Origin of the sequence: Marinobacterium iners DSM 11526 (assembly GCF_900107855.1) — a bacterium.
Classification (GTDB): Bacteria; Pseudomonadota; Gammaproteobacteria; order Pseudomonadales; family Balneatricaceae; genus Marinobacterium; species Marinobacterium iners.
Map to the genome: position 1 here is coordinate 334627 of NZ_FNRJ01000002.1, position 18220 is coordinate 352846.

Below are 18220 nucleotides of genomic sequence, written 5' to 3' on the forward strand. Positions count from 1 at the left end.
CGAGCGGCCGGGTTATGAACACCATTCAACTCAAGCGCTGGATATCCTCCAGTTTGCCTGCGTCACTGAAGCGGATGCGAAAGGTGCCCCTGATGCCTTCATGCAGCAGCCAGGGGCGCAGAATATTGGCCGGGAACTGTACTCGACGACCGTCCCGGGCGCGGGTTGATACCACCCGGGACGGGCCCCGATACACTTTCAAGAATTCTTCACTGCTGATCCTGAGATCAACAATTATTTCGTTCATCTAGCCACTGGATTCCGTCAAGCTACTGCAGCGGGCCAGATCGGCCAGCTCTCGTGTGGCGACAGTATACATTGCGTAATCCTGAACACTGGCATTTTTCAACTCGGTCAAAATGTTAAGCCAGCGCTCCACATGCGGCTGATTCTGCTCCTGCCAGGCATCCAGGCGCGCTTCCAGCCCCGACTGGTCCAGCTTGCCTTCTGGGGCAAACAGGGTCGCAATCAGAGCGCGTTGCTGAGTATCCAGATCATCACGGAAACTGTCCCGCGCAAGAGCCTGCCAGTAGCTGTTCACATCCAGATCGTTTAGCTGAGTGCTGAACCATTGCAACTCAAGCGCATCACCCATGCTGAAATGTGCTTTTGCTGCCAGTTCTACAGACACTTCGCAATCATGCGCCACTTCTATGATGCCCAGCAGCGGATACAATGCTCTTGAGCCAGCGACACGCTGCGCCAGCTTCTCGGGAACGCCTGCATCGACATAACGGTCATGTGCACTCTGCCACACTTCCAATGGCTGCCCACTCAGCAAGTTGCCCAGCTCAGGCACCAATCTCACCAAGCAGGGGCTAAAATGTTCGGCTTCCTTGGCGCAGTCGAGCGTACCTTGACGGTTACGAACAAACCAGCGCGTCACGCGCCGAATCAAATGCTGCAGATCATGCATCATCTCAAGCTGCACATCGGCCTTAACCTTGTAATCAAGCCCTTCAATCTCTTGCCACAGCGGCTTCAGATTGAAAATATCCCGAGCCAAAACATAGGCACGTACCACATGCTCTATGTCGGCTCCCGTAGAGGTCAGCAAGCGATCAACAAAGTTGATGCCCATAAGATTGACCATTTGATTTGCGATCTGAGTGGCAATAATCTCGCGGCGCAGTCGATGTTCATTGAGGGCATCAGAATAGGTTTTGCAGATTCGTGCAGGAAAGGCCGTGGCCAGCTCTTGCGCCAGATAGGGATCATCCGGCACCGTAGACGCCAGTAACAGCTCCTTGAGATCAGCCTTACTGTAGGAAACCAGCACTGACAGTTCCGGTCGACTGAACCCCTGACGATTGTTCTGCCGGTCGGCCAACTGTTCATCTGCCGGCAGGAATTCCAGCTTGCGTTTGAGTTTCCCCTGAGATTCCAGCGCATTGATAAAGCGCCTGTACTCAGCCATGGAGCTTGCAGAACGCGCCTCTGCCAGTGAAATTGCCTGTACCTGACGGTAGTTGTTCTGTAGCACCAGCTCCGCGACATCATCGGTCATGTCACTGAGAAGCTTGTTACGCTGGCGTGCGGTCATATCACCACTGGCCACCAGCTGATTCAGCAGAATCTTGATATTCACTTCGTGGTCGGAGCAGTCAACGCCACCTGCGTTGTCAATGAAATCGGTATTAAGGCGGCAGCCATTGCATGCCAGCTCCATACGCGCACGCTGGGTCAGCCCCAGATTACCCCCTTCTCCAACCACGCGCGCGCGGACCTGCGGCGCATCGACTCGCAGGCCATCATTGGCCTTGTCACCCGCATCGGCATGAGCTTCATCGCTGGCCTTGATGTAGGTACCGATACCACCGTTCCAGATCAGATCCACCTCGGCACACAGCAGGGCCGAGATCAGCTCATTGGGTGTAACTCGGCTTGAAGTCAGACCGGTCAACCGCTTGATTTCTGGCGTCAAACTGATCGACTTGGCGCTGCGATTAAAGATACCACCGCCTTTGGAGATCAATTTGGCGTCATAGTCCCCCCAGCCCGAGCGTGGCAGCTCAAACAGACGCTGACGCTCCTTGAATGAAGCCGCGGGGTCCGGGTCAGGGTCGATGAAAACATGCAAATGATTGAACGCGGCCACCAATTTGATCTGATCCGAGCGCAGCATGCCGTTACCAAACACATCGCCAGACATGTCACCGATCCCAATGCATGTGAACGGCTCTTTTGCCGTATTCAGCCCCAATTCACGGAAATGCCGCTCTACCGATACCCAGGCGCCACGTGCGGTAATGCCCATTTTCTTGTGGTCATACCCCTGACTGCCACCGGAGGCGAAGGCATCACCCAGCCAAAAATTGTAATCGGCGGCAATTTCATTGGCGATATCAGAGAACGTTGCAGTGCCCTTGTCCGCGGCCACAACCAGATAGGTATCGTCTTCGTCGTGGCGTACGACTGCCTTGGGATGTACGACCTCACCCTCAATCAGATTGTCGGTTATATCCAGCAGAGCACGAATAAAGGTGCGATAACAGCTTACGCCCTCCTCCATCCAGGCTTCACGACTCATATCCGAATGCAGATGTCGCGCGACAAAGCCACCCTTCGCACCGACAGGAACAATAACCGCGTTCTTCACCTGCTGAGCCTTGACCAGCCCCAGCACCTCGGTACGGAAGTCTTCCAGGCGATCAGACCAGCGCAACCCGCCGCGGGCAACCTTGCCACCGCGTAGATGCACCCCTTCCACCCGCGGAGAATGCACATAAATTTCAAACAAGGGCCGAGGCTCGGGCACGTGAGGAATATCACGCGGCGAAAGCTTTAACGACAGATAGGGCTTGGGCTGACCACCAAGCTGCTGGTAGAAGTTGGTTCTTAATGTGGCACGTATCAGTGCCAGATACTGACGGATTGCCTGATCTTCGTTCAGACTGGCGACCTCTTCAAGCCCCTGAAGAATATCCGCTTCCAACTTGTCTTCCCGTTTGGGATCGGCCCTGTCAGGGTCGAAGCGTGCAGCAAACAGCTCCACCAGCAGTCGTGCCAGCGCCACATGATGTTTGAGCGCCAGACTGATCGCTTCCTGACTGATCGGAAAGCGAATCTGTTTCATGTAGCCGGCATAAGCCCTCAGCAGCGCAACCTGACGCCAGTGCAGCTGCGCCCCAAGCACCAGCTTGTTGAAGTCGTCATTACCGGTATTGCCGTTCCAGATATTCAGGAAAGCATCTTCGAACAGGTTCTGCATGGTTTCGGCCGTAACCTGTTGCTTGCCGGTGTAGCGCAGATTGAAGTCGTGAATCCAGATACAGCGTCCGTCTGTTTCCACCTGGTAGGGGTGTTCATCGATAACTCTAAGACCCAGATTTTCCAGTACCGGCAGCACATCTGACAGCGGCAGCGCCTGTCCAAAATGATAGAGCTTGAAGTTCAATTCATCTGGCTCACGCTCAAGCGCTTCATAAAAGCTCAGTGCAATCGGCGCGTCTTCGGTCAATCGACGGATATACTGAATATCGACCACCGCCGCACGCGGTGAAAAGTCCGCCCGGTAGCCCGCCGAAAAACCGCTGCAAAAATGGTTGTAGGTTTTTATTCCCTTTTCTTCACCCAGACTTTCGACCAGCGCCGCGTACAGCTCTTCGCTCCAGCTGCTGGCCGCCTGAGTGATGCGCCGCTCAAGATCGGCCACATCAAACTCTCGAGTAACTTCCTGATGGTTGCTGGTCCGCAGAATGAATTGAGTACGGGCCAATACAGATTCGGAAAAGTATGTCGTGAACTCGGCCTGGTCGCAGCCAAGCTGTTGCTGAAGAATGCGTTCCACGCGTTGCCTGAAATCGGTGCTGTACACCTCACGCGGGGCATACACCAGCGCAGAGAAAAACTGGCCATAATAATCACGCCGCAGGAACAGCCTGATCTGACGTCGCTCATGAATCTGCAAAATCCCCATGGCGGTATCAAACAGCTCTTCAACACTTGCCTGAAACAAATCATCTCGCGGATGAATTTCGAGAATCTGTTTCAGCTCTTTCCAGTCATGCCCTTGCCTGTGCAGGCCTGAGCGCTCCATTACCGCGTTGATCTTGCGCCTGACGACGGGAATATCGGTGGCGCCATGCAGATAGACCGATGACGTATAAAGTCCCAGAAAACGTGACTCACCTACCAGCTGCCCCTCGGCATCAAACCGTTTGATGCTGATGTAGTCAGGGTAAGCTGGCCGATGCACGCGTGAGCGCCGGGATGACTTGGTAAATGACATCAGATCAGGAATCAGCGTAAACCCGCCATCCTCTCGATCACCGGATGGCAGCACACCCGGATGGCAACTGCCATCCTGCTGTTTAAACAGACCCAGGCAGCTGTCGCATACTGGCTCCAGCTGGCGGCTTTTGCCTTCGCCGGTCAGGGTCAGTTCATCGTATCCTAGAAAGGTGAAATGGTTTTTCAGCCATGAAATAAAGTCGCGGGCTTCAACAACATCCTCTTCTTCCAGTCCCTCGGGAATCTTTTGATATTCTTGAAGCAGCTCATGCGCCTTGGCCAGCATGGCATCAAAGTCCGTTACCGCTGCCTTGACTTCACCCAGCACCTCAAGCAAGCTCTTACGCAGCTCTTCCAGCTGAGCCGGATCCGTATGACGATCCACTTCAATGACAACCAGCGATTCGGGTTCACCGCCCTTGCACGCCACATTACGCGGCTGTAATTCCTGCAGCTCACCTTTCTTCTTGTCCCGGCGGATGCTGAAAACCGTATTGATGATCGCGTGAATGGTAAGGTTTCGACGGTTCAGCTCCATCCTCAGCGAGTCAACAATAAAGGGCATATCCGGCTGCATTACCTCGATAACGGTGTGGGTCGACTGCCAGCCATGCCGCTCAAAGTCAGGATTGAACACCCTGACCTTGATCTCTTCACTTGCAGAACGCTGCTGCAGAAAATGCCAGATCGCCAGTGTGGCACCATAAAGATCATCGAGGCGCCAGCTGCCAAGATCCTGATCTGCCGCATGGGCAAAGAAGTGATCAACGAAGCTTCCAAGAAGTGCTGCCCGCTCCTTGGGCAACCGCTGCCGAATGGTCGCCTTAAGTTGCTGCATGAGTTCGGTTTTGCTGTCTGCACGTTGCCGGGACATAAGCATCCTCTTATTCTGAGTTCGTCCTGAGTGAAAGCGCTTTGTTTTCAGCAGTATAGTTAAAGCCTGCCTGAAGTCATCCTTACGGATAGCAAACATCTCCCTCGTTCGAAGCGATACGGTCATGAAATTGATCTGGCCGAGATGATGACTGATAATGACCTGAATTTGTTAAATTCTTTCTGCACCACAATGGAGTCGCGGATGCGTTCATTGCTGGCATTGCTGTTACTGCTGAGCTGTTCATTGCCAGCCTGGGCTGAGGTGCGCGCCTCGCTCGACCGCTACTCTCTAACGGCCGCCGATGTACTGACCCTGACACTGGAAGCAACTGATCAGCTGGAGCAACGCCCTGATCTGACTCCACTTGAAGGAGACTTCAGTGTACTCAGCAGCCGCAAGGTCATCATTTCCAGCCACTCCTCCTCCAGCCGTGCCGTACGAACGCGCTGGGAACTGCAATTGCGTCCCCGCACCACGGGCAAAATCCGGATTCCGCCCCTGCGACTGGGTAGCGATCTGAGTGCCCCCATGGAAGTTGAGGTAACAGGTAACCTCGCTCCGACACGGAACCGCGGCAACCTGTTTATGGACAGCCTACTGAGTCAGGATCAGATCTACAGCCATGCTCAGCTGCTGTATACCGCGCGGGTATTTCATACAGAACCACTGCCTGAATCAGCCCGGTTCCAGCCTCCCCAACTGCCCGAGGCGCTGGTCATACCTCTGACGGAAAAGCGCAGTTACGAAACCGATCGCGGTGGCGAAAGTTGGCAGATTACCGAACAGGCCTTTGCGCTTTTTCCTTCAAACGAGGGCTTGCACACCCTGCGAGGAGCACGGCTGGTTCTTGACGATGAAAGCGATGTTACCCCAAATGCGATTGCACTGACCCCCGTGGAAAGTTTCGAGATAGAGGTACTGCCACAGGCACATCACAGCCAGCGTGGCTACTGGTTGCCAGCAGAGCGGCTCAGCTTCGAGGAACAGGCTCCTCTGCCTGACAGCCTGCAACCTGGTGAAAGCTTTGTCCGCGAGATCAGCCTGACAGCACTTGGCCTGCCCGCCGATGCCTTGCCCTCCCTGTTTGTTGCAGAGCTGGACTCAGCATTTGCCCGTACTGAAGATGTCAGCCTGACGGAAACGGCAACCCCGCAGGGGCTGGTGAGCACTCGCACGGAAAGGATCTTGATTGAGCCGTTGGGTGAAGGCGGACTGGTTCTGCCCGCCATCGATATTCACTGGTGGAACACACTCAGTGACAGAGGGCAAATTCTGACGCTGCCCGGCAGACAGCTGGAGATCGACATGGTGTCCTTGCCACCCGTTACAGACTCAAGCACACCCGTAGCCCGAGACGCTGCCAACCCGAGCAGCCCTTCGCGGATGCTGGTCGCAGGTCTTGGGCTACTGAGCATCATCAGCTCTCTGGGCTGGCTTTACAGTTGGCATCAGCTGCGCCAGCTGCGTAACCGTGACAAGGCTGCCAGCCAGGAAGTGCAGGCAGCACAGGCAGCGCAGTTGCACCGATCACACCAGCAGGCGGAGCGCAACACCTTTCAGGCACTGGCCATTGCCTGCCAGCAGAACGATGCCGGCAGCACTCAACAACGCTTGATCGACTGGGGACAGCAATTCTGGCTTGATCACCATGTGCACTCCCTTACGTCCCTGTGCGAAGCGGCGGGTAGCCAGGCGCTGGACTTTCTGATTATGGATCTGGAACATCACCTGCGCCACGAACCAACATTGTGGCAGGGTGACCTGTTACTTGAAGCACTGGAAACGATGCGTCGCAGACGCCTGCGCAACGCGGAGCCGAGTATGGACTCTCGCGAACAGGATCTTTTGATGGTGTCATGAGGCCCTTACCTCATTTCACATCCAGCACCTTTCGCAGTGCGTCCTCCAGCCGTGGTTGCTGAAACTCGTAGCCGGCGGTGTGGAGGTTTTCAGGTACAACTCGCTGGCCTTCCACCAACAACTCACTGGCCTCGCCCAGCATTAGTTTCATTATCGTCGCGGGTACACGCATAAACGCAGGTCGACGCAAAACACGCGCCAATGTTCGACTGAACACTTCATTAGGCACCGGCTCTGGTGCAGTCAGGTTAAACGGCCCGTGGAGAGAAGGATTGTCCAGCAAATAAATAATGGCACCCACCTCATCGTCCAGATGGATCCAGGACATCCACTGTTTGCCATCACCAATGGGACCACCCAGACCCAGCCGGAATGCTGGCAGCATTTTTGACAGCGCCCCACCTTCTGGTCCCAGCACCACTCCAGTCCTGATCAGACAGACACGTACGCCGAATGATTCAGCCTCAAGGGCAGCCTGCTCCCAGTCACGACAAAGCTCATGGGCAAATCCGGGCATTGGCTCAGCATTCTCCTCCAGCACTTCATCAGCATGACTGCCGTAATAGCCAATAGCGGAGCCGCTGACCAGAACAGCCGGTGGCTGTGACTGTTGTCGCATCCAGTTCACCAGTGCATCGGTCAGCTGGATACGACTGTCACGCAAAACTTGCTTGCGTGCATCACTCCAGCGTTTATCGACAATTGGTGCCCCCGCCAGGTTGATGACCGCATCAACCTGGTTTTCAATATGATGCAAAGCCCCTACAGCCTGTACTCGCTTGCGTGCAGGCACGGCCTCCGGCGACCGGCTGAGGATGATGACATCATCTCCACGGGCGATGAGGGCCGTACTCAGGGCCTGTCCTATAAACCCGCTACCACCTGTAATCAATACACGCATTTTTTATTCTCCGTGCGGCTTTGGGTTAAACTTACGCTCCCAATACCGGATCAGATCTGATGTATAGAGGTTAGCACAACATGTTTACTGGCATTGTTCAGGGCACCGCCGAGGTTATCGCCTGCCGTCGCCACGAAGGTTTCATGCAACTGGAACTGGAGCTGCCACCTGCCCGTGCAAGCGCCCTGGAGACCGGTGCCAGCATTGCAGTTAATGGCACCTGCCTGACCATCACTTCGTTCAAGGGTCGCCATGTCTGCTTTGACTTGATTGATACCACGCTAGAGTTGACCAACCTGGGTGAGCTGAAACCCGGCGACCGAGTCAACTTTGAGCGTGCCGCCCGCATTGGTGATGAAATAGGCGGCCACCTGATGTCCGGACATATCTTGTGCTGCGCACGCATCAGCCGAATCGAAGCAAGCGAGCACAACCACCATATTCACTTTGAAATTCCACAAGCTGCGGCCCCCTACCTGCTCCCCAAGGGGTTTGTCGGTCTGAACGGCTGCAGCTTGACCCTGGCTGAGGTCGATAACCAACGGGGTGAGTTCGGTATATCATTGATACCGGAAACCCTTTCGCAGACAACGTTCGGCAGCCTGCAACCGGGCGCCAGGGTCAATCTGGAGGTTGATCCGCAGACTCAGGCGATCGTTGATACGGTCAACCTTTATATGGCACAGCGCGGCTAGTGCGCCGCGCCGTTGCGGTTCATATCTTCCATCAAAGCACGATAGAGATCACGGTACTCGGCAGCCTGCTTTTCACCGAAAAGCGGGTCTTCAGGCAACGGCAACGCTTCTTCAAGCTGTTGCCAGTCAGTATCACCGGCCAATTTGCGAATACCGGGGAACAGTTCTCGCTCTTCAAAATCCAGATGCTGGCGCTCGGTACTGACAAACTCATCCAGCTGATCGGTGAACCGATCCATCGGCATCACGGCGTCATGCAGGATCGCATCAATGGACTCGGCCAAGTCATGAGACAGTTGTTTCAGCTTTGCGTGTTCGGCTTCACACTGGTCAAAACCCTTGTCCAAGTCAGCATCACGGCCACGGAAGTGTTCGTACATCACATCTTCACGCGGGTGGTGATGCTGGTCGGCATAGCTGCCGACATACGCCACCACGTCCGCCATCAATGAAAAGTTCGGGTGATTGCCTTCACGCAACCGCTCTACTTTCAGCGTCAGTATTTCGAGCAGACGGTTCAGGTTGATATGATCCTGATGCAGTTCTGACAGAATTGTCATGTTGGTGTCTCCGCTACAGCTTGCTTTACTTCACTATAGACGAGTCTCATTGCCTCATCTTGACAGGGATCAAGCTTAACCAGTGCGGTAGACGAAGGTTGATCAGTGACCGTTGCCGTTGCTGCTGTCGATATCAAGCAGATCCAGCAACATACCCAGCTTGTGCTCGATATCCTGCAGCAGGTGCTGCCCCTTGTCATTGATGACCGGAGCAATACTGTTTTCAAGCTGCACGATGCCATCCTGACTTTGCCGCAAGGCCTGCATCAAATTGCGTGAGCGTTTCTTGTTGCTGTCGGTCAGTTGTTCAATACGTGACAGGGTGCGCTGCAACTGATGATCCAGCTCATGTAAACGCTCGCTCACGCCCAGCATGCCATCACTGAGGGCGTGACTGACACTGTCAAGCTGATGTTCCAGTTGCTGGACGGCATGACGAAAGCGGGACAGAAACTGCTCGCCTTCTCGTTCCATGAAAATAGCCAGCAACTCTTCCGGCAGCATGGCTCGGTTACGACCATCGGTACGGATAGAGTATTCGCCGCGTTGGGTACAGTAGGGCTTATTCTGCCCAGGGGGAATCTCGACCCGAAAGATGGGCCTGGAAGCCGAGAGGTTTTCGGTAAAAATATGGATATCAACGTTAGGTATACAGCCGGTGGCCTTGTTGACCAGCGTTAGCCTGGCTTTGTCGTCCACTTCACAGCCGACTACCCTGCCACGCTGCACACCGTCTTCAGTGGTGTACTCATCGATGCCGATCAACAATGTGCCACCCAATGCCGTATTGGCGAAGGCAACAAGATCCGACGCCTTCACCGCCTGGGTTTCACGCTTGAAATCCACGTTCAGACCTTCCGGTAACGACAGAAGGTGGCGGGTGTGCTGGCTAAGGCGTCGGTACTCTCGCTGCATCGTATGGTGTCAGATCAGCGGTAAAGCTCTTCATTAAACGGATCGAGAGGCTGTGCCAGCTGGTCATCATTGCGTTGATACAGCACCCGGCTTTCAAACTTAAGCCCTTTGCTGGCAAACCAGCGCTCAATCCCTTCAACGTTTTCCTCAACCTGACTCAGTCGATACCAGGCCGAAAGGATACGGTAGAAATAGAGGCCAAACAGACCAGCTGCAGCACCCAGAAAGAACTCGGAGCCCAGCGCAAACACCATCAACACCACACCTGCCACCCAGACCCTGCTGGCACGGGCATCCTTCAGTATTTCGTTCAGTACCTGGCACTGATCATGGAACTTCAGATAACGGCGGTAATTCTGCTGAAGATCAAATTTGTCACTGGCGTTCAGATACGGTTCCATCTACTTATCCTTCACGGTTTGTTGTTCCGGTTGTGTGCACCACCAAACGGGCGCGCTGTAATGCCCTGTTCAAACAAGGCTCTTGCTTACCACTTCATATACATCAGCCGACAGCTCGGCGGTATCCATCATTCGTTGTAGCTGATCACGCATCAACGCCCGACGCACCGGTTCATAACGCTTCCAGCGAGTCAGCGGTGTCAGCAGCCTTGCTGCCACCTGAGGATTTTGACGGTCCAGCTTCAGGATCCAGTCTGCCAGCCAGGTATAGCCGCTGCCATCCTCGGCATGAAACTGCACCAGGTTCTGACCACAGAACCCACCGATCAATGCACGCAGCTTGTTCGGGTTGCGCATATCAAACATGGGATGCCGGCTCAACGACACCACGCGTTCCAGCGCACCGGGAGCCGAGTCGGATGCTTGAATTGCCAGCCACTGATTCATCACCAGCGACTCATGCTGCCACTGCAGGTAAAACGCTTCCAGCAACTCGGCGCCCACTTCACGAAAGCCCGAATGCACAACCAGCGACAGCGCCGCCTGCTGATCGGTCATATTATCACTCTGCTCGAACTGCTGGCGTGCAAGCTCCAGCCAAGGCTCACGGCCTGTGGCGATCAGATACTCCAGGGCCAGGTTCTTCAGACTGCGCAATCCGATCGATGCTGCATCCGGCGAGTAGGTGCCGGATGCAGCATCACAGCGCTGGTAGACTGCCAGCCACTCCGACTCAAGCGCTCGCGCCAGTGCTGTGCGCATGAATTCACGCGCTTCATGAATGGCAATGACATCAATTTCATCGGCCAGTTCACTCAATTGTGCCTCGGATGGCAAACGCAACAGTTGAGCCACCATCGCGGGGTCAAGGTTCTCATCACGCAGCAGGCCACGCCAGGCATCGACAAGCGCCTGTTCACACTGCATCGGTTCGCCCCGACACCAGGCTTCTGTCTGCTGCTGCAGCAAACGCACGCTCAATCGCTGGCCGGCATCCCAGCGATTGAAGCCATCAGTATCATGACGCAGCAGCATCAACAGTTGCTGATCCGTATAGGCATAGTCCAGTTTAACCGGGGCCGAGAAACCACGCAGCAGTGAGGGCACCGGGCGGCTCGGAATACCTTCGAAGCGGAACACCTGTTCCTCTTCGGTCAACTCCAGCACCCGGCTGCACAGTTCGGTACCATCATCAGCCAGCAGCCCCATGGCCAGCGGCAAGTGGTAGGGCAATTTGTGCTCCTGGCCTGGACTCGGTGGACAGCTCTGACTGACGTGAAGCTCGTAGCAACCGGTTTCGGCATCGTACTGATCGGAAACATTGAGCCTGGGCGTACCGGCTTGAGAGTACCAGCGGCGGAACTGGCTCAGGTCGCGACCTGAGACGTCTTCCATAGCTCGTACGAAATCGTCTGTGGTAACGGCTTGGCCATCATGCCGTTCAAAATAGAGGTCACTGCCTTTTCGGAACAGCTCCGGCCCAAGCAGGGTGTGCAGCATCCTCACCACCTCTGCCCCTTTCTCGTACACTGTCAGGGTATAGAAGTTGGAAATTTCGATGTAGGACTCCGGCCGTACCGGATGTGCCATGGGGCCGGCATCTTCGGCGAACTGGGCCGTGCGCAACAGCGTCACATCCTCAATACGCTTCACTGTACGGGAGTTCATATCAGCCGAAAATTCGGCATCCCGGAAGACGGTAAATCCCTCCTTCAGACTGAGCTGGAACCAATCACGGCAGGTGACACGGTTACCCGACCAGTTATGGAAATACTCGTGTGCCACCACTGCTTCCACGCGCTGAAATGCAGCATCGGTAGTGGTTTGAGGGTGAGCAAGCACACAGGAGGTATTGAAGATGTTAAGCCCCTTGTTCTCCATCGCACCCATGTTGAAGAAATCCACCGCCACGATCATGTAGATGTCCAGGTCGTATTCACGACCATACACCTGCTCATCCCAGCGCATGGCATTCTTGAGCGAGACCATCGCGTGGTCCAGTTTGTCCAGATCCTTGCGTTCGGCATAAATACGCAGTGCCACTTCACGGCCCGAAGCGGTGGTGTAGTGATCCTCAACCAACGCGAGATCACCTGCGACCAGCGCAAACAGGTAGCTGGGCTTGGGCCAGGGATCTTCCCACGTCACCCAATGACGGCCGCCATCGGCATCGCCTGAGGCAACCGGGTTACCGTTTGACAGCAGTACAGGATAACGCGTCTTGTCGGCTACCAGCGTAGTGGTAAATACCGACATGACATCCGGACGATCGGGAAAAAAGGTGATGCGCCGGAAACCCTCGGCCTCACACTGGGTACAAAACATGCCATCGGACTTGTACAGGCCTTCCAGTGCAGTATTTTGCTGTGGCAGCAGCCGAGTGACACATTCCAGCGTAAAGCTGTCAGGCACGTTTGGGATGACCAATCGGCCATCGGCACGGGCATAGTCGGATGCACACAGCACCTCGCCGTCAATGCTCAGCCGCTGCAGCTCAATCTCGTCATCACCCAACAGTTCAAGCGCTTGGCGACTGCCCGCTTCCGGATTGATGCTGATGCTCAGCTGCGCTCGCACCAGTGCCTGTTCTTCTTCCAGCTCAAAGCGCAGCGCTGTACGCTCCACTCGCCAGGCGGGGGGCTGATAGTCTTCCAGATAGATTGCATGGGGCTGTTGAGCTGACATTGCGACTCCTGCCTAAACGCTTAGCTGTACCTTGTAAGCGGAAAATTTACGTATATTGATGACACCGGTATCCAGAATCAGATACTGCCCCTTGATACCCAGGAGCACCCCGGATACCTCCGGTTCCTTATCAAAATTATGGGTGCTGATTTTGCCCGGATACTGGTCTACCGGATACTCGATCTCGACCACGTCGGCCTCCAGCTGGCGGATTGCCGCCTCACCGAAACGCTCACGCAGCTTATTGAGCTCATCAGCGCAGAGCCCAAGCAAACGGTCACGTTCCGCTTTGAGGTCGATACCCGGATTTCCCCCCTTGAGCATGGTCCGCCAATTGGTCTTGTCACTGACGTGGGCCGCAATGATCTGTTCAATCAGACCCGAATGCAGGCGGTTGTCCACTTCAAGGATCGGCAACGCCTGAATGGCGCCCTGATCCATCCAGCGGGTGGGTATCTGCTCACCCCGGGTAATGCCGACCTTGAGGCCGGATGAGTTGGCCAGATAGACCACGTGGGGCTGAAAACAGTGACGTTCGCCCCAGGCCGGATCACGACAGGTACCTTCGTGATAATGACATTTTTCCGGCTTGACGATACAGCTGTCACACTGGGGAAGCTTGGTAAAGCAGGGGTAGCAATAGCCCTGACTGAAGCTTTTTTTCGTTTTGCGACCACAGTGAAGACAGTTGATTTCTTGCTGGTACACCAGTCGAATCGGCTTGCCGATCAGTGCATTAAGATCAACCTGCTCATCACCGATCGGCAGCTGATAGTGAACGGGCTGCTCCAGCCGGGTATACATCTTGCGCAAGCCACCAACAGCAGGGGTATCTACAGTATCAACCATCAGCCAGAATCTTCAGAACCTGCGGCTGCAGCGGATCACTGCCATGCTGCTTGCCATCGGGGCGGGTGCGGTCGATGAAACCGACACATTGATCTTCGGGCATATTGCGCTTGTGCTCATAGGCGATGACGGCACGCAGACTGGTCTCGCGCTGCTCCTGCGTCAAACGCTCGCCATTGGGCCACTTGCCCAGCTCCACTGCGCGGCGCAGTGACTGGTAGATATCCGGCGTCATCGCCTCAATCATCTTGTCCAGAGTCATTAGCATCTCCTGAGTTGGATGTTCCGATTTTAGCACAGTGCTCAGCTGAAACGCCTGCCCAGAAACCGTACCAGCAACAGCCAGAGCAGCCCGGCCAGCAGCCCGGCAAGGTGGGCGGTATTGGCTATTGCGCCAAGGCCGACTCCCTGCAACACACCGGTGAACCCCAATACCAGCCACAGCAGCATAAAGCCCATCAATGCGGGCGGCAGACCGATACGAGGCTGCATACCAGACTGGTCCCACAACCAGGCATAGCTCAGCAAGGCAAACACCACACCCGACATGCCGCCAAACATGGGGCCGCTGACAACAAACTGCGCAAGGTTGGACAATACGCCACTGAACAGTACCAGGCCAAGGAAAGGCAGGCTGCCCTGCTCCGGCTCCACTCTTACGCCGACAACCCAAACCCAGAGCAGGTTAAACATGATATGCAGCAGGCTGAAATGCATGAAAACCGGCGTAATCAGTCGCCACAGCTCACCGGTTGCCAGCATGGCCGCCAGCGTATGCCAACGCGCCTGCTGGCCGAACACCTCAAAGGAGGTAAAACTGAACAGCGCCATCTGCTGCAGATCGGAACCGAAGCCAATCAGCAGACTGAACAGCGCGCTTAACGCTATCAGTGACAAGGTAACCGGAATGCGACGCCAGCTGACAGACCTTATCGCCCGTTTTCGGGAGCGAATTTCGACCTGATCCAGCTTGCCGCCGCCATGCCAGTATTCGTACAACTCATGCACCTGAGCCGGGTTGAATTCGGGACTGACATAAAGCCGCTGCCACTCACCTTCCTCGACCACACGATGAGACACCCCATGCTGCCACAGGAACGCGGTAAATTCGGTCAGATCCTCGCTCAGAGGCGATTCGACGGCCGGTATCATGAGGCACCGATCTCCGACTGAGGCAGATGAACCTCCCGCGCCACATCGACCCAAACAAACTTGTCAGGATCAATGCGGGTTTCATCATCCAGCCGGTAGGCTACCAATTTGCCGTACTTGACCGCACTGAAATCAATGCAGGCAATATTGTCCGTGACAGGCCGCGGCACCCCCTCCCGCCAGTAGTGACCTATAAACAACGGCTTTTCCTGCGGGCCATAATAGATCAGGTCTTTCCGCTGCCTCTCGGTAATGGGCAGGCGTGCCAGGTGAGGCGGCAGCGGGTCTGGCTGAAATACCACATCGACGAGGTATTGTGGATCCGGCGTCCAGAATTTGGTGCGGAAAAAGCGACGTCGAAAACCATCCTTGCTTACCATCACTTCATTATTGGGCAAGCGCAAATGAGTACCACGCAGAAGACGATCCATTATTTCCCATTCAAAGCTGTCTTCGATCGCCGAACGACACAAAAAGTCGTGCGTGATTTGATTGCCGCCGTACTGCTGTCGGAAACGATCAATCAAGCCCTGATGCCAGCAGGCATGCACCACCCGAAAGTGATCAAATTCGAGAAACAATGGCAGCTGCAGGAACCAATCCATGTATTCCCTCTGTTCATCTGGCCAGGGTGAAAGCTGCTCCAGTGTCTGCTGCAGAATACGTTGGTGACGCGGGGTATGCTCACGCAGAAATTCACCGGGACGGTCCGGATCTGGGGTCATGTAACAGAGATAGTTGTACTCGTGGTTGCCCATCACGATTTCGGCCTGGCCGGCATCAACCATATCCCTGACAATATGCAACGCTTCACGTATATGCGGCCCGCGATCAATGATATCGCCAATAAAAATGACCTTACGATCAGCATGGCGATAGACGCCATTGATCTGCCGATACCCCATGCGGGCCAGCAACATGCGCAGACTGAGCGCACAGCCATGCACATCACCGATCAGATCATAACCCTGGCTTTTCACATTTCACTCCTGTTGACCGGGCTTGGAACTCCATCCCAGTTTTTCACGGCAGGTGCGATAGAAATCGTAATCCTGCGGGTGCAACAGTTTCAGTTTCTGCGATTTCTTGCGGATCGTAATACTGTCTCCCGGCGCCAGGCTCAGGTTCAACTGACCATCACAGGAGATCGCGGGATAGGTCTTGTTATCCTCACTGATCACCATTTTCAACTCGCTGTTTCCGTCAACCACGATCGGGCGGCTGGACAGGGTATGCGGAAACATCGGCACCAGCACCAGCGCATCAATTTTGGGATGCATGATGGGACCGCCCGCTGACAGAGCGTAGGCTGTTGAGCCGGTCGGCGTGGATACAATCAGTCCGTCCGAACGCTGGGTATAGACAAACTGCCCTTCGATATACAGCTCAAACTGAATCATTCGGGTGGCCTTGCCCGGGTGAATCACGCAGTCATTCAAGGCGGTCATCTCGGCAATCGGCTCGCCGTTACGCTTGATCTCCACATCCAGCAGAAAGCGTGAATCAACCGTGTAACGCCCGGACAACACCTGTATTAACTTGTCTTCAAAATCCTGTGGGGAGATATCGGTCAAAAAACCCAGATTGCCACGGTTGATCCCCAGCACCGGAATCTTGCTTTGTGCGAGCGAGCGGGCGGCACCCAACAGACTCCCATCACCACCTACGACAATGGCAAGATCACAGATCTCTCCCATCATCTTCTGTTTACACACCTGCTGGCCATGACCCGGCATCACCTCGGCGATGGACTGGTCCAGTATGACGTTCAACCCTCGATCGTCCAGAAAGCGAATCAGCTGTTTCAGGGTATCAATGACGGACTTGCTGCCGAGGCGCCCAATCAAGCCGATGTTGCGAAAGTTATCCATGCCAGCCCTGCTCTCCCGATAGGATCTTTAGGTGTATGTGAACGCATTATACGACCAGAGGCCCGCTAAAGGCAGACGCCAGCATTGAAAGCCTGGCTTGATGGCCGCGAACGCCCTGCAACCCGCCAGTGTGTACCAGCACCACCTTGCTGCCTGCGACGACCCGCCCTTCGAACAGTAATCGATTGAATGCCATCAACAGCTTTGCGGTATAGACCGGATCAAGTGGCAACCGGTATACCTCATCAACATGCTTGATCATGGCTGCAAGCTCGGCATCCAGCCGCGCATAGCCCCCACGATGGGCATCTTCCAGCAGTTCCCAGCCACTGCTGTCAGCATAGCCGGCCCTGAGGAGCAACGCATTGATCCTTGAGAGCATTTCAGGCCCACACTTGAGTACCGGCACACCCAGCACACGGCTACCTTCAGGCTTTGCGGCCACCAGCCCTGCAAGGGTACCGCCACTGCCAACAGCCGTCAGCAGCAGGTCGGCACCCTGCTCACGCATAGCCGGCAACTGCCATATCTCGCTTACGGAATGAACGGCCGAAGGCGTAGTTCCACCCTCAGGGACAACCAAGGCATTACCATGCTCCAGCGACAGTTGATGCTGATAGTGCGCACAATCACGAAAACGGTAGGTTTTTCGGTCCACAAACTGCAGCCGCATACCCCACCGCCGCGCATCACTCAACATGGCATTGGCTGCATATTCAGGTTCACCACGAATGATACCAACGGTTTCAACACCTGATTGAAAACCCGCATAAGCCAGTGCGTGGATATGGTTGGACCAGGCACCGCCGAAGCTGAGGATGGGGCATCTCAGTTTTCGTGCCTGCTCAAGCGCAGGCCTGAGCTTGAACCACTTGTTACCGCTCACCAGGGGATGGATGCCATCAAGGCGCAACACTGACACATCAACCCCGAACCGGTCATATAAACGGGAGGACAGCGGTTGCATCACTATTTTGGCAGGCTCAAACAAGGACAGATTCCAGAATCACATCAAACAGATTTTGGACAACAGACTATCAGTTCAGTCCAAGCCTGAACTATTCAGCTTTCGTCGGAAGACAGCAACCGAGCGCAACTACTTGTTGCAAAGAGATAAATGAGATGTAAAACAGGAAGGATGTTCTGGTGGGCGAAGAGGGGTTCGAACCCCCGACCCTCTGCTTGTAAGGCAGATGCTCTCCCAACTGAGCTATTCGCCCA

15 protein-coding genes and 1 tRNA gene are annotated in these 18220 nt (G+C 55.1%); 2 read left to right on the forward strand and 14 right to left on the reverse strand.

Annotation, left to right across the window (positions count from 1 at the left end; translation table 11 throughout):
• Positions 1-25: 25 nt before the first annotated feature.
• Positions 26-247: a DUF2835 domain-containing protein gene (locus BLV48_RS04550; RefSeq protein ID WP_091823756.1), complete on the reverse strand. Its 222-nt coding sequence runs from the start codon at positions 245-247 to the stop codon at positions 26-28.
• A complete protein-coding gene (locus BLV48_RS04555; RefSeq protein ID WP_091823759.1) occupies positions 248-5107 on the reverse strand; it encodes an NAD-glutamate dehydrogenase in 4860 nt (1619 codons plus the stop codon).
• Positions 5108-5311: 204 nt separating this feature from the next.
• On the opposite strand from BLV48_RS04555, the gene BLV48_RS04560 reads away from it, so the two are divergent.
• Entirely contained in the window at positions 5312-6970 is a 1659-nt protein-coding gene (locus tag BLV48_RS04560) for a BatD family protein (RefSeq protein WP_175527581.1), read from the forward strand.
• Between the two features lie 10 nt (positions 6971-6980).
• Here the strand turns inward: BLV48_RS04560 and BLV48_RS04565 are convergent, their stop codons facing one another.
• The gene (locus BLV48_RS04565; protein WP_091823764.1) at positions 6981-7871 is read right to left on the reverse strand and encodes a TIGR01777 family oxidoreductase; all 891 of its coding nucleotides are present in this window, start codon (positions 7869-7871) and stop codon (positions 6981-6983) included.
• An 80-nt stretch (positions 7872-7951) separates the two neighbouring features.
• Here BLV48_RS04565 and BLV48_RS04570 point away from each other — a divergent pair, with 80 nt between their 5' ends.
• The gene (locus BLV48_RS04570; protein ID WP_091823766.1) at positions 7952-8566 is read left to right on the forward strand and encodes a riboflavin synthase subunit alpha; all 615 of its coding nucleotides are present in this window, start codon (positions 7952-7954) and stop codon (positions 8564-8566) included.
• Here BLV48_RS04570 and BLV48_RS04575 read toward each other — a convergent pair.
• The 11 genes from BLV48_RS04575 to BLV48_RS04625 all read right to left on the reverse strand — a co-directional run bounded on the left by BLV48_RS04575 (position 8563) and on the right by BLV48_RS04625 (position 18219).
• Positions 8563-9126: a hemerythrin domain-containing protein gene (locus tag BLV48_RS04575; RefSeq protein ID WP_091823769.1), complete on the reverse strand. Its 564-nt coding sequence runs from the start codon at positions 9124-9126 to the stop codon at positions 8563-8565. The two genes, BLV48_RS04570 and BLV48_RS04575, sit on opposite strands and share 4 nt — an antisense overlap.
• Positions 9127-9228: 102 nt before the next feature.
• On the reverse strand, positions 9229-10041 hold the full coding sequence (locus BLV48_RS04580) for an AlbA family DNA-binding domain-containing protein (protein ID WP_091823772.1): 813 nt from the start codon (positions 10039-10041) through the stop codon (positions 9229-9231).
• A 14-nt stretch (positions 10042-10055) separates the two neighbouring features.
• On the reverse strand, positions 10056-10442 hold the full coding sequence (locus BLV48_RS04585; RefSeq protein WP_091823775.1) for a hypothetical protein: 387 nt from the start codon (positions 10440-10442) through the stop codon (positions 10056-10058).
• A gap of 69 nt (positions 10443-10511) precedes the next feature.
• Positions 10512-13127: an aminopeptidase N gene (gene pepN, locus BLV48_RS04590; RefSeq protein ID WP_091823778.1), complete on the reverse strand. Its 2616-nt coding sequence runs from the start codon at positions 13125-13127 to the stop codon at positions 10512-10514.
• A gap of 12 nt (positions 13128-13139) precedes the next feature.
• Complete coding sequence (locus BLV48_RS04595) at positions 13140-13976, reverse strand: DUF2797 domain-containing protein (protein WP_217632946.1); 837 nt, start codon at positions 13974-13976, stop codon at positions 13140-13142.
• Entirely contained in the window at positions 13969-14238 is a 270-nt protein-coding gene (locus BLV48_RS04600) for a YeaC family protein (protein ID WP_091823781.1), read from the reverse strand. The genes BLV48_RS04595 and BLV48_RS04600 overlap by 8 nt, the downstream gene beginning before the upstream one ends.
• Positions 14239-14279: 41 nt before the next feature.
• On the reverse strand, positions 14280-15128 hold the full coding sequence (locus BLV48_RS04605; protein ID WP_091823783.1) for a rhomboid family intramembrane serine protease: 849 nt from the start codon (positions 15126-15128) through the stop codon (positions 14280-14282).
• Positions 15125-16108, reverse strand: coding sequence for a metallophosphoesterase (locus BLV48_RS04610; RefSeq protein WP_091823785.1), 984 nt, complete (start codon positions 16106-16108; stop codon positions 15125-15127). The genes BLV48_RS04605 and BLV48_RS04610 overlap by 4 nt, the downstream gene beginning before the upstream one ends.
• Before the next feature lie 3 nt (positions 16109-16111).
• Complete coding sequence (locus BLV48_RS04615) at positions 16112-16999, reverse strand: NAD(+) kinase (RefSeq protein ID WP_091823787.1); 888 nt, start codon at positions 16997-16999, stop codon at positions 16112-16114.
• Positions 17000-17045: 46 nt separating this feature from the next.
• Positions 17046-17990, reverse strand: a complete 945-nt coding sequence (locus tag BLV48_RS04620; protein ID WP_091823789.1) for a 1-aminocyclopropane-1-carboxylate deaminase/D-cysteine desulfhydrase — start codon at positions 17988-17990, stop codon at positions 17046-17048.
• Positions 17991-18143: 153 nt separating this feature from the next.
• Positions 18144-18219: transfer RNA gene (locus BLV48_RS04625), tRNA-Val, on the reverse strand.
• Between the last annotated feature and the right edge of the window lies 1 nt (position 18220).

Coding starts and splice junctions, on each gene's coding strand:
- BLV48_RS04580 (WP_091823772.1), bottom strand. CDS start 10,041: ATGCAGCGAGAGTACCGACGCCTTAGCCAGCACACCCGCCACCTTCTG.
- BLV48_RS04555 (WP_091823759.1), bottom strand. CDS start 5,107: ATGTCCCGGCAACGTGCAGACAGCAAAACCGAACTCATGCAGCAACTT.
- pepN (WP_091823778.1), bottom strand. CDS start 13,127: ATGTCAGCTCAACAGCCCCATGCAATCTATCTGGAAGACTATCAGCCC.
- BLV48_RS04550 (WP_091823756.1), bottom strand. CDS start 247: ATGAACGAAATAATTGTTGATCTCAGGATCAGCAGTGAAGAATTCTTG.
- BLV48_RS04600 (WP_091823781.1), bottom strand. CDS start 14,238: ATGACTCTGGACAAGATGATTGAGGCGATGACGCCGGATATCTACCAG.
- BLV48_RS04595 (WP_217632946.1), bottom strand. CDS start 13,976: ATGGTTGATACTGTAGATACCCCTGCTGTTGGTGGCTTGCGCAAGATG.
- BLV48_RS04565 (WP_091823764.1), bottom strand. CDS start 7,871: ATGCGTGTATTGATTACAGGTGGTAGCGGGTTTATAGGACAGGCCCTG.
- BLV48_RS04585 (WP_091823775.1), bottom strand. CDS start 10,442: ATGGAACCGTATCTGAACGCCAGTGACAAATTTGATCTTCAGCAGAAT.
- BLV48_RS04560 (WP_175527581.1), top strand. CDS start 5,312: ATGCGTTCATTGCTGGCATTGCTGTTACTGCTGAGCTGTTCATTGCCA.
- BLV48_RS04575 (WP_091823769.1), bottom strand. CDS start 9,126: ATGACAATTCTGTCAGAACTGCATCAGGATCATATCAACCTGAACCGT.
- BLV48_RS04570 (WP_091823766.1), top strand. CDS start 7,952: ATGTTTACTGGCATTGTTCAGGGCACCGCCGAGGTTATCGCCTGCCGT.
- BLV48_RS04615 (WP_091823787.1), bottom strand. CDS start 16,999: ATGGATAACTTTCGCAACATCGGCTTGATTGGGCGCCTCGGCAGCAAG.
- BLV48_RS04605 (WP_091823783.1), bottom strand. CDS start 15,128: ATGATACCGGCCGTCGAATCGCCTCTGAGCGAGGATCTGACCGAATTT.